We start from the raw sequence: 12,452 nt of genomic DNA on the forward strand, positions 1-12,452 counted from the left end.
AAACAGGTTTATTCTATAGAAGAACTTAATTCCCGCACACTCTTGGTTATTTTCTCAACCTCATCTTGCCACTGTTTAACAGTCAGCGTATTGCTCATTAGGCCAGTTATGGGGTTCCATATTGCCTCTACGTCTTTGATGACTAGCTGCGATGCTTGTTTCCATTGAAAAACAATCGGTGCTACATCTTTTTGAGATATTTGAACGGAATCATAGAATATTGGAGAAGTGTATGGCTTTACGATTTCCAGACCATTTTTAACCGTGACTATACCTTTGGATTTCTCCGCATTTAACTGAACGATATCATCATTGTATTGATAACGCAGGAACTCCTTGGCAAGTTCAATATTCTTCGCCTTGGCGGGAATAAACAGGCTATCCAAATAGGACATGACATACCTCTGATCCCCCTTATTAAACACAGGTGGTGCGAGAAAACCAAATTCGAATCCTTCTTCGCGTGGAGTGCCTTTCATTTCATTCTCTATCCATATTCCGCAAGGAATGAACAATGCCTTACCTTGTAGAAAAGCAGCCTGTGCTTGTGTATGGCTTAACTTAACGGTTCCTGGCATGACATAACCTTTTTGTGCTATAGCACTCAACACCTCAGCTATTTGTCTGACGGAATCGGACCTAAATGCATCCTTCTCATAATTTTCCGCCTTCCAGACGTCTTCCATCCCCCCTACAGATGCCACTGACGGCCAGAAAATAGACTCTAAATAACCCGGAAACAAACCTTGGTAGGTAAATAGTGATCTTCCATCCTTCTTAGCGAGCTCACCTAACTTCAAGAATTCATCCCATGTCTCTGGGAGCTTCCAGCCTTTTTTCTCAAAAAGAGTCTTGTTATAGATTAGCCCCATTGGAGAGGTATAGAACGGTGCAGCATAAATTTTTCCATCCCCTAAGGGATTAGCATAATCTAAAATACCATCCAGCATTTTATTCTTAAGAGGTTCTTGATTATCAAGAGCATTCCCTTCAAATACATCCGTCAAATCGAGTAATAATTTATCTCTCAACATTTCTTCAATCATACCTGTCGTCTCACTCTGTGAGATATAAATGATATCGGGTGGATTACCAACTGCGATTTGCGGTTTAAGTATTTCCATGATCTTGGGGCTTGCAGTCAAATTAACAGTTACCCCTGGATAGTCTGATTCAAATCGTTGTTTCACCGCGAGCCAATAATCCTTTCCTTGCCCTCCCTCAAATACAGCTAAGTTCAGAATTTTGTTCGCAAACTCATGTTTCACTTGGGAGGATTGTATTTTGCTCAAGCTCGAATCTGAAGGAGTACATCCTGTGCTAGCCCATAATAATAGGATCACACCTGCGAATATTAAACTATTTTTAATAGATTCCATAGATTTCATAACAGGTGCCTCCTCCTTGGACTTATTTAGTTGCGAGTAATTTCTTACGGAAATCTGAAGGACTAAGCCCCACGACCTTCTTAAATACCCGATTAAAATAAAACGGATCATCTATCCCCACTTGTGAAGCCACCTCTTTAATCCTCGTATCCGGAAGCTTTAACAATTCAATTGCCTTATTGATTTTTAGTTCATTCATATATTGAACAATGCTTCTGCCCGTATCTTGCTTAAATACACGACATAAGTAATTAACATTCATATTTACTTCTTGAGCGAGACGGTCAAGCGTTATTTTATTCTCAACATTCTCCTGCAAAATCTCCGTGATTCGAAGTACTTCTTTGCGATAAATATTACTTTTAACTTGATACAATAGATTAATGGCTTCCTGCATCGCTTGTTCAATAGATAGACTAAGCCCTTCCATAGACTCAGCTTGTGAAATATCACTCTCAAAACTCTCTAAGAGCGTTGTTGCCCCTACTCTATTTTGTTCAGTGGATGATAGTACTTGTGTGTTCCATTTTAAGATCAAGTTGTCTAGGTCAGATAATAATCCCAAAAGGTGAAATTTTAAGGCTGAAGGGTCCCATTTGATTTGTTTTGCCTCATTAAATAATATGCTTATATTCTCCAATACTAGCTTTGTGTTCCCTACTTCAACTGCTGCTTTGACTTGATCCAACCATTCCACATAATTAATGGAGTGTAGTGACTGGGTTAACTTTGAATGCCCAGCAACCAAGACAGATGCAGGCCCCGTATAAAAGTTGTTTGTAGATGCTCGCAGACACAAAGTGTATTGTTCTCTCAACTGCTTCAAACCTACGAATGCATCACTTAATGTAATGCTGACACTTAAATTCAAATACAGCTTAAGCATCTGCACTAAGTTATTCATCAACAGTAACCAACTGGGTTCGTCAGAATAACCGCTCTGTTCATAAACTATAACAATATACTGATTACTCTCCATCTCTATGAAATCAAATGCAAAGTGATCAGACACGGTTTCTTTCACAATATTCGCTATAGAAAAGCTAAGTAGCCTCTTGTTATTAATTTTGCCGTTACTTAGCGCCTCCACATAATCATCGATTCTTATCATAATAAGATTACCAGCAAGTCTATCGAAGGGTATCCCGTACTTCTGTGTTTCTTGTAACAAATAAACCATGTCCTGCTCCTGATCTAAAAGAAGCTCTCGCCATATGCTGTTCCGTTGCTGAAGCTGCGTTTCATTAAGCTTAATTTTCATATGAATGTCCTGTTCTTTAAGCTCTCGTTCCGTTAATAATTGCTCCGAGATCTTCGTCAGCAAGACAATCAGCTCATCTGGCTTAAGCGTCAGCTTCAACATATAATCTTCTGCTCCAAGCTTCATGGCTTCCCGCACGTAAGCATAATCATCATAATTACTAAGCACCACAAACTTCCCAGTGAATTTGCGTTCGTTGAGCGTTCGGATTAATTCAAGTCCATCCATGTTAGGCATCACTAGATCCATAATCACGATATCGATCGATTCTGTCTCTATGACCTCAAGAGCTTTGTATCCATCTGCAACAGCACCCATTAATTTAAAACCATATTCATCCCATTTAATTAGTGTACTAAGTGCAATCCTCACTATTTTCTCATCATCCACAATTAGTATCCGCATCAGCTGAGTCCTCCTGAAGTGTAGAAATATAAGGTATCGTGATGATAACATCCGTGCCTTGATCAGGCTTACTCCAAATCTCTAATCCATAGGGGTCTCCATAATGTAATTTGATTCTCTCCCGTACATTTCCAATACCGATATTTGCTAATCGATTCTCTGAATGATTATCTTTAAGTTGCAATATCTCCTGTAACTTCTCAGCACTCATCCCTTTCCCATTGTCGCTTAACTTAATCTTTAACACCTCTCCGTTCAATTCAGCAGTCATTGTAATTCTAGGTTCCATATTCTCGCCGCTTAGTCCATGAATAATCGAATTCTCAACAATGGGCTGAAGCAAAAATTTCAACACTTGAGTATCTAATAACTGTTCAGGAATTTGCACATCAACCTGTAATGACATCCCGTATCTAATTTGTTGAATAACGACATAGTTCTTGATGTTCCGAAGCTCTTCCCCAAGCGTTATCCGTTCATTCTTCTGAACAATTGTACTTCGAAGTAATTCAGCCAGTGCACCTAAACCATTGCTTACACTATCCGCCTGACTTAGCATCGCCGTCCATTTTAACGAACTCAATGTATTAAATAGAAAATGCGGATTAATTTGTGCCTGCAACATTTGTAGCTCAATACCCCTCTTCTGTGCCTGTTCTTGCTCCACACGGTCAATCAATAGTTTGATTTCCTCGATCATGGCTTCAAATTTCCCTGAAAGGTATCCGATTTCATCTGGATGATTGTCGTTTATTTCTACCTTTAAATTACCTCGCATGACCTGGTTCATTCCACTCACTAACTTCTTAAGGGGGGTGGAGATACTAACAGAGATGAAGGTTGCAAATAAGGATGAAACAACTACACATATGACGGCAATGAAGAACATTTCATTTCTAATCTCTACAGATCCCATATTCAAGTAGGCTTGCGGAATTAAACTAATTACATTCCAATGAAGTACCTCATTATGTGTATTTAAGAAAAAGTAGGGTTCTGCCCGCAGCGTTACTGTCCCCGTCTCCATACGGGAATTAATCAAATGATTTAAAGTACGATTAGCTTCCAAATCTTGATCCGACTGAAACAAGTGGTTGTTGCTCGTCAATATTTCTCCTGCATCATTCATAATGATTTGTTCACTACCCTGTCCCATATTAATGCTTCCAAACAAAATCTGTGAGAATAATTCCTCATCAATCCCCATAATGACGAACCCTACAGTTTCACCCGATCCATATGAAAGTGGAATCCTCCTAGACAATGAAAGGATATTATCACCAGCTGTCGTATGGGCTGTGGTCCAGATATCTGCACTTTTATTCTGTTTGGCCTGAGCAAATATTCGCTGTTTATCCTCTGTAGTAAATTCTTCGTATCCATAATCGTACAGAACTTGTCCATTATTAGTTAGAATCTGTAGTGTTTTGATTGTAGCAAACAGCCAAAATTTATCGCTTAACACAGTGTCTTCAAACTTCTTATGTATGTTACTAATATCAAGATCACTCAATCTATTGTAGCGGAGCAGTGCTTGCTGAATATCTCCATTCAACATAATTTGATCGGCGAAAGTCTCATATTTGGCCACTTCTGTTCCGATCTTGCTTCCTAAGAGGCGTAATATATCATTTACAAAGGTAGTTGTCTTAGAGGTGATTGCTTCATTCGATTTATGGTAAGCTAGAAAGCCGAAGGTGCACAGTGGGATAATAGCCAGCAGCAGAAATGAAATCATTAAGCGTCGCTGAACTTTTGACTTTCGAAGTAATTTAATCATTTACGTACACTAAAGTTAGATTCATATCGATAAACCTCCTAATAACAGATCATCTGAAGTAAGTATTCAAGCGGTGTAGAATTTAGCCCTTTCACATTAGTACAGGGTCTCGCATGATATAGGAATCTCTCCCTCGTCCCCCTAATATAGTTTAGGAAGAAGGGCGGGATGCACATGGGTACCAAAAATGATCAAGAGCAAAGGGCTATCTTTCTAGCTGCTATCTGCGGACAGACCTATGCGCAGTTCTCAAATAAAGAGGGTTCGTTCGTCGTTCCATTAGATTATCAGATCGTGGATACGATTGAAGCAAGATCCATCAGCGAGGTGTGGGAACGCTTTGGATTTATTTTGGAATCTCCACAAGAGATTATCGTTGCCTTCCGAGGAACCAGCTCCACAACCGATTGGATGTCAAACGTTATGGCCTCACAAGAGAGATTCAATTACATTAAAGAAGATACCCTTACCCACCGCGGTTTCACGAATATCTACTCATCAGCGCGCGATGGGATTATCTCTACACTCGCTAAGTTATCTCCCGATAAGACCTTATACATTACTGGTCACAGTCTTGGCGGAGCACTCGCCACTTTATGTGCTATTGATCTTGCGGCCAACACCTCGCACATCTCACCTATTCTGTACACCTATGGTTCACCACGTGTAGGCGATCCGAACTTCGTTAATGCTTTTAAACAATATGTCCGCAAGAGTTACCGTTATGCCAATCTCTTTGATGTTGTTACCTACGCGCCTCCACATGTATACAGGCTACCTAAACGGGAAACGAAGTACTATTACAGTCATGTCCACACTTTTTTATCACTGTCATTTCAGAATGGATCGGCAAGTGGTAATCATATGATCAGCTACTATTTCACAGAGCTATCCAAGCTTCAACCGCAATACTCCGAGGAACTTTGTCTAACGAACCCAGGATTCTGTCCAGTTGTAAATAACCCCATCATAAGCGCATCAATTCCACCAACTGCACCTCATGCGGAGACAACTTACTAATTAACGAATAGGTGCTCGTTATTTCGACTTGTTCAAAGGTCAGTTGCGGGCAGCTGGCTTGCTTCAAATAATTAAGGGTGTCAGCATCTATAGGATGAGGCGCCCCCATTCGTACCCACAGGTCGAAAACGCTTCCATTTTGCCTGTTAATTGTATGTCTTTTGATCGTATACGAGCCTGGCTGAATATCTGCAAGCTCCAACGTCAACTCTATGTCTCCACCTTCTTCGAACACATCGTATCTATTCGTGCGATTAATGAGCGAGGCATCACCTTTTTGGTACAATGAATCGATATGCGCGTAAGCATACATCAACACCTGTAGCCCCATATCACTACTAGTAATGTAATATCCTTTCCCTTGATGAATGAATTGGCGGCCTAATTTTGCAAGTAGTTTAAACGCGTAGAAGGATGGCTTTGGTATCCCGTTATATGTCATCAGCCCCAAACCTCCATGAAACGTTTCTGACGACATTTTGAACTCCTCTAGCAAATCCGTAGCCGTCCAATAACCAAAACTATGGAGACCATCCATATTTTCCAGTACATTTTTCACGATATAGGCTGCCTTAAAGCATGTATCATTCACTAAATCACGGTGAGAGCCTGTGGCATTCCATTCTGTCATATGCAGTTCAGGAACATCACTTCCCATAGCTTCCGATACGGTTTTCTTCAATTTAATAATGACTCGCGATAAATATTCTGTATCCGCTGAAAGCTCTATTGTCTGAAACCACACATCCGGATTCTCTTCATAATCCACCTGAATCACTTGAGTTGATCTTAACGATTCATCATACGGATAACTGTGAAAGGATATAAAATCAGGCTTTACGCCTCGTCTGCACACATCATTCATAAACCTTGTCAGCCAATCTGACTGCATTAACGTAAGAGATAAAACACCTGGCCCCCCCACACGTAGCTCAGAATCTATGGATTTGATGGTTTGAAATGTTGAAATGAACAGCTCACAGTAAGCTTCATAAGTATCTGGCCAAAAAATATGGATTTCCGGTTCGTTCCACACCTCGAAATACCACTGCCTCACTTCATGAATGCCATATCTATGAATGTAATGCGTAATAAACTGAAGAATCATCTGATTCCACTTACCGAGGTCCTTAGGACTACCCACCAAGCTCTTTTTATAAAAAACAGAAGTAGCTCCCTCTCCCGCAAGCTGGCGTGGTAAAAAAGAGAGCTCTAAAAACGGTTTCAATCCGGAGCACAGTAAAAAATCAAATAATGAATCAATATAAGCAAAGTTTAAGCTCACATCTCCCCGCTCATTCTCGCCATAAATCATCATCTCATCATCAAAAATACCGTGAAACCGTATATACTGAAACCCAATCTCCTGTTGCATTTGCTTGATATGTCTTTGTACCTCTGCAAACAATACCTCTTTGGCCTTTCCTACCGTCATGAGCTTCTTCCAAGTATGCGCAAGCTCCTTGCTTTGGTTAGACTTTACCGAAATCTCATGGGTCTGCTTATGTATATGAAGGGCAACTGGTAGATTGGAAGTAGCTGATAAATTCTTGTTAGGCAGATATTTGAATAGCGACTCAAACGCCTGTGTGGGATTCATGTCAAAGTAGTTAAACTGGGCCACACTGCTTTTCTGAAATGAACTGCGTCCGTCCAAGACGGTCTTCCGGTATTCTCCAGGCGTCTGTCGATAGAACTCTTTAAACACCGCATTAAAGGATTTCAGGTTGGGAAACCCATGATCATGAGCGATCTGTGTGATGGATAGATTGGTAAGCGTCAAATCTTTTACAGCTTTATCCAAACGCACCGCATTCACATATTTGGTAAAGGAAGTACCCATATACTCTTTGAAAAAACGCGATAAATACGGAACGGTCAAATACTCCTGAAGGGCCAACTGCTGGATGTTAATTGCCCGATTGTAGTTCTCTTTGACATAAGAGGTAATTCGCAATAGCCGTTCACGATGCTTATCATCATGTTTCTCAGGACTTTGGTCTTGTTCACGAAATCCTTGCATGAGTAAATAAGTTAAATTAAGAAGACAGGACTGTATGCGTAGATGATACCCTTGTGGGCGCTTATTGTGGAGCAGCATCATCTCAGCCAGCAATGTACGAAGTTCATCAAACTTAGATTGTTCTTCATAGCTAGCAGCCGCAGAATTACAATCGAATAACATTCTTTCGATCTGAGGTTCAATCAGAAGTAAATAAGAAACTGGAATTTGCAGCGCTAGCACCAAATTATTCTCTTCAGCTTTAATCGCATGAATTTCATTAGCATTAATCAAGAACAAATCTTCTTCATTTAACTCTCTAAATCTGTCCTTTGTGAAAAGTTCAAGTTTCCCCTTGAGTACGAATAATATTTCAATGCTATCATGCCAATGATTCGGGACCTGATGGGTACTGTGCAAAAACATGTGGACCGGAAGATGATCGTCCATCTCAATATTTTCGTAGGTGTAGCTTTGCAACTAGCACCCTCCTCTCACTCTCTCAATATATGTCTTATGCCCTATTATATTATAAAAAAAGCGATTGAATAGAACTATCCTATTCAATCGCTTGATACTATTACAGATCTCTATGAATTCTAATTATAGTTGTGTATCCCAATAGCCACAAAACGGATCCACAGGATTAACTCCTTTAAAGGAGGAACGCCCCACAAGCTTCTCAATCAGTGCATCTACCACATAATTACTTGGTGAATAGGCATTAATGAACGTTGGTATACGCGGGACGTCGATCAAATGATAAGGATTCGCTACAGAAATGAACATCGTTGGCATTTCTTGAATAAACCATGGCATGTCTGCCCCAAATGGAGGTGCCCAATTAATCCGTACAACGGTTTGATTACTATGGGTCTCCAGATTTGAGATATAAACCGCAGCATCATAGTGATCCGTTAACGCTTTCACACCTCCGAACATGGCACTGAAATCAACTTCACTCTTATTAAAGAGCGTTACCTCGAATCCTTCCTCTTTTAGCTTGGAAATGAAGTGCGGTGCAATATCTGCCCCTCCGAATAATCCTTCCTCGCCTCCTAGTGTGAATACCAGTAGACGTTTGTGACTCTCAGGACTAATGGGGAGCATCTCCTGTGTATCCTTTACTAATGTAACTGACTCATCTGCACATTCCTGAGCCCAACACACATGCTCTTCGCAAGCAAGGACGGCAAGGGCTTCTTTTTCTGGAACGAGCGTGCCTTGTTGTTTCTTCTTATGAAGTCCCAGCGCAGCTTTCACTGCAAGAATACGAGTCACTGCTTCGTTCACGCGCTCCTCCGTCAGAATGCCGGTCTCAATTCCTTTCATCATATAGGCAAAGTCTTCTTCTAAACTCTTGTTAAATAGGAACATATCACAACCTGCAGCGATGGATGTCGGAACCGCTAGCTCCCGCTTCATTGCCATCGTGAATCCCGCCATTGGCGTAGCATCTGTAGTAATTAATCCATTAAAGCCGAGCTTGTTACGCAATAAATCATTTAAAAGCTCAGGAGCTAACGTTGCAGGCATAATCTCCAAATCTGTAATCCCCGGACGTAATTCTCTGGAATAGGCAGGATGAGCGATGTGCCCTACCATAACCGTATGTGCGCCAGCTTCTATACAATCCGCATATACCTTCCCAAAGGTTGCATCCCACTCTTCCACTGAAAGTGAGTTAATAGAGGTCAACAAATGCTGGTCTCTTTCGTCAACGCCATCCCCAGGGAAGTGTTTAATAGATACCGCCATGCCATGCTCTTGAATCGCTTCGGTGTACGCCTTGCTCATGCGAGCTACTCTCTGCGGATCAGAACCGAATGTTCTAACATTGGTTATCGGATTACGGAAATTATAGTCGATATCAAGAATGGGTGCGAAAGCCCAGTTACAGCCTACAGCACCACCCTCCCGCGCGGCAATGATACCAAGTTTACGAGCCATTTCGGTATTATCCGTCGCCGCCACTTGCAGCTGCTTACCGAAGAAAGTACCCTCTGCCGCAGAACCATTACCTCCTGCTTCAAGATTAGCTGCAATTAGCAGCGGAATATCCGATGTATCCTGCAAGTAGCGATGTGTTTCTTGCACCAGCTCTCCTGGACCGGGACGGAACATAATCCCGCCAATCTTAATCCCTTGTGTCAAAAGTGCCAGCTGCGTCTTATCATCGGTGAACCCGATCGGGCAAAATAACTGCCCGACCTTGCCCACCAAATCCAGAGAGGCTAAGGTTTGTTCTACCCATTTAATCCCCTCATCATCTAGATGAAACGGTTTAGCTTTCAAATCTATCATGTCTTTTATCTCACTCTCCCAGATTTATTTATTGGAATTCAATAGATTAATCAGCTCATCTAACCCTTGTTCCGTCATAGCACCTTGACTGAACATAACCATTGCACGAATCGGCATGTTGCGCATCATCTCGATCATCATATCCGAGCCATCCTGAAGCATGGGCATCATCTCACCAGCTTGTGACAGCATAGCTTGAATAATAGCAGCAGCCTGTGGATCTCCCATAAGATCACCTATAGTTGAATTACGGGTATAGGATTTAGCGAGGGATACAGTTGATTCAACAACCACAGACTCAACAAGCAGGATCTCTTGGGAAGAAGCTCCCACCAAAATTTCAAATTCACCGGTTTCCACATGCCAATCTTTCAGCTTCACGTTATAATAAGCAAACGCTCTGCTATCAAGCGTAAAGCTTACCTGCTTCGTTTCCCCAGGCTGCAGATCTACCTTCGCGAAGCCCTTTAACTCCTTCTCTGGCCGCACCACATTACTGAGTACGTCTTTTACATATAGCTGTACTACTTCTTTGCCTTGCATAGCGCCAGTATTGGTAACCTTCACGCTTACTTGCAGCGTGTCAGTATCTTTCAAAGAGTGCGAACTTACCGAAAAATCAGAGTATGCAAATGTTGTATAGCTGAGACCATAACCAAACGGGAATAAAGGTGAAATTCGCTTAGCATCGTAGTAGCGGTATCCTACAAACAATCCTTCCTTGTATTCAACGGTATCTCCTTCGCCAGGGAAATTTAAGTAGGAAGGATTATGTTCCAGCTCCATAGGGAAGGTCTCTGCCAGCTTACCTGATGGGCTTACGTTTCCGAATAACAGATCGGAGATGGCACCACCAAGCGCTTGCCCACCTAGATAACCCTCAAGCACAGCTTTGACGTTGCTGATCCAAGGCATTTCAATGGCCGATCCGTTACTCAGCACAACGACAGTGTTAGGCTGAACATCAGCGACTGCTTCGATCAAGCGGATCTGACTCTCTGGAATACGAAGATGAGTCCGGTCGTAGCCTTCAGACTCATAGCGCTCTGGCAATCCGACGAACACAATCGCCGTATCTGCTTGTGAAGCGGCTTCTATGGCTTGCCCAATAAGTTCCAGACTCGGCTCATCGCTATCAGAAACGTAACCTTGAGAATAACTCAATTTCGCATATGAACCCGCTTCTTCTAGAAGGCTGTAATATATATCATCCAACCTAGTTGGCTTGATATGTGAGCTTCCACCACCTTGGTAACGTGGATTACGGGCAAAATCACCGATCACAGCATAGGAGCCTTCACGTTTCAGAGGAAGAAGACCACCCTCATTTTTAAGGAGTACCATGCTTTCTCTGGCAGCAACTCTAGCTAATTGGTGATGTGCCTCAGGATCATAGGAAGCATTTTCTTTGTCATTCTCAACAGCTTTGAAAATAATAGAAAGCAAGCGACCCACCGCACGATCCAGTGCTGCTTCAGATAATGTTCCGCTCTGAACCGCATCGATAATCTTCTGATCACCGGCACCATTACTTGACGGCATTTCTAGCTCCAAACCTGCCGCTAAGCCTTTAGCTCGCTCATTCACCGCACCCCAGTCAGAAACTACGAACCCTTCATGTCCCCATTCTTCTTTTAATATATCCGTGAGTAAATACGGATTCTCTGAAGCATACTCGCCGTTCACCTGATTGTAGGAGCACATAACGGTCCATGGCTGCGCTTTTTTCACCACGCTTTCGAAGCTCGCCAAATAGATTTCCCTTAGTGTACGCTCATCTACAATTGCATCTACAGACATACGCCGATGCTCTTGATTATTTGCAGCAAAGTGTTTTAACGAAGTTCCTACGCCTTGGCTCTGAACACCTTCAATATGGCCTATTGCCATCTCGGAGGATAAATACGGATCTTCAGAGAAATATTCAAAATTGCGGCCGCATAAGGGTGAACGTTTAATATTAACTCCAGGCCCCAGTAAAATAGAGACATCTTCAGCCTGACACTCTTCCCCAATGGCTGCGCCTACCTGCTTGATTAGCTCCCGGTCCCAAGAACAAGCCATTCCAGCTCCTGCCGGAAAACAAGTAGAAGGGACACTATCGAATATACCCAAATGATCATTCCCAGCTTTTTGCTTACGCAGACCATGTGGACCATCTGTCATCATGATGGATGGAATACCTAGTCGTTCGACGGCTTTTGTCTGCCAGAAATCTAGTCCTGAGCAAAGACCTGCTTTTTCCTCTAAAGTCATTTGTGCAATAATTTCTTGAATGTTAAGTACCATGTT

At 42.0% G+C, this 12,452-nt stretch carries 7 protein-coding genes; 1 reads left to right on the top strand and 6 read right to left on the bottom strand.

Features of this window, described 5'->3' with window-relative positions:
• Positions 1-8 precede the first annotated feature (8 nt).
• Genes NST34_RS21090 through NST34_RS21100 form a run of 3 tightly spaced genes read right to left on the bottom strand, consistent with a single transcriptional unit; the run spans position 9 to position 4,834 of the window.
• Positions 9-1,388 carry a carbohydrate ABC transporter substrate-binding protein gene (locus NST34_RS21090; protein WP_341128705.1) on the bottom strand — a complete coding sequence of 460 codons (1,380 nt, stop codon included), beginning with the start codon at positions 1,386-1,388 and terminating at the stop codon, positions 9-11.
• Positions 1,389-1,410: 22 nt separating this feature from the next.
• Positions 1,411-3,054 (bottom strand): response regulator transcription factor, encoded by a 1,644-nt coding sequence (locus tag NST34_RS21095; protein WP_076286550.1) that lies wholly within the window; start codon positions 3,052-3,054, stop codon positions 1,411-1,413.
• Positions 3,032-4,834: a cache domain-containing sensor histidine kinase gene (locus tag NST34_RS21100; RefSeq protein WP_042189748.1), complete on the bottom strand. Its 1,803-nt coding sequence runs from the start codon at positions 4,832-4,834 to the stop codon at positions 3,032-3,034. Before NST34_RS21100 ends, NST34_RS21095 begins: the two co-directional genes overlap by 23 nt.
• 174 nt (positions 4,835-5,008) lie before the next feature.
• Between NST34_RS21100 and NST34_RS21105 the strand changes: the two genes are divergently transcribed.
• A complete protein-coding gene (locus tag NST34_RS21105; RefSeq protein ID WP_081393246.1) occupies positions 5,009-5,854 on the top strand; it encodes a lipase family protein in 846 nt (281 codons plus the stop codon).
• Here NST34_RS21105 and NST34_RS21110 read toward each other — a convergent pair.
• The 3 genes from NST34_RS21110 to NST34_RS21120 form a co-directional block, all read right to left on the bottom strand.
• Positions 5,802-8,336, bottom strand: a complete 2,535-nt coding sequence (locus NST34_RS21110) for a GH39 family glycosyl hydrolase (protein ID WP_341128706.1) — start codon at positions 8,334-8,336, stop codon at positions 5,802-5,804. The two genes, NST34_RS21105 and NST34_RS21110, sit on opposite strands and share 53 nt — an antisense overlap.
• A gap of 123 nt (positions 8,337-8,459) precedes the next feature.
• A complete protein-coding gene (locus tag NST34_RS21115; protein WP_341128707.1) occupies positions 8,460-10,160 on the bottom strand; it encodes a glycoside hydrolase family 3 protein in 1,701 nt (566 codons plus the stop codon).
• Positions 10,161-10,184: 24 nt separating this feature from the next.
• Positions 10,185-12,449, bottom strand: coding sequence for a beta-glucosidase family protein (locus NST34_RS21120; RefSeq protein WP_341128708.1), 2,265 nt, complete (start codon positions 12,447-12,449; stop codon positions 10,185-10,187).
• Positions 12,450-12,452 lie beyond the last annotated feature (3 nt).

Origin of the sequence: Paenibacillus sp. FSL H7-0714 (assembly GCF_038003765.1) — a bacterium.
Taxonomy (GTDB): Bacteria; Bacillota; Bacilli; order Paenibacillales; family Paenibacillaceae; genus Paenibacillus_AQ.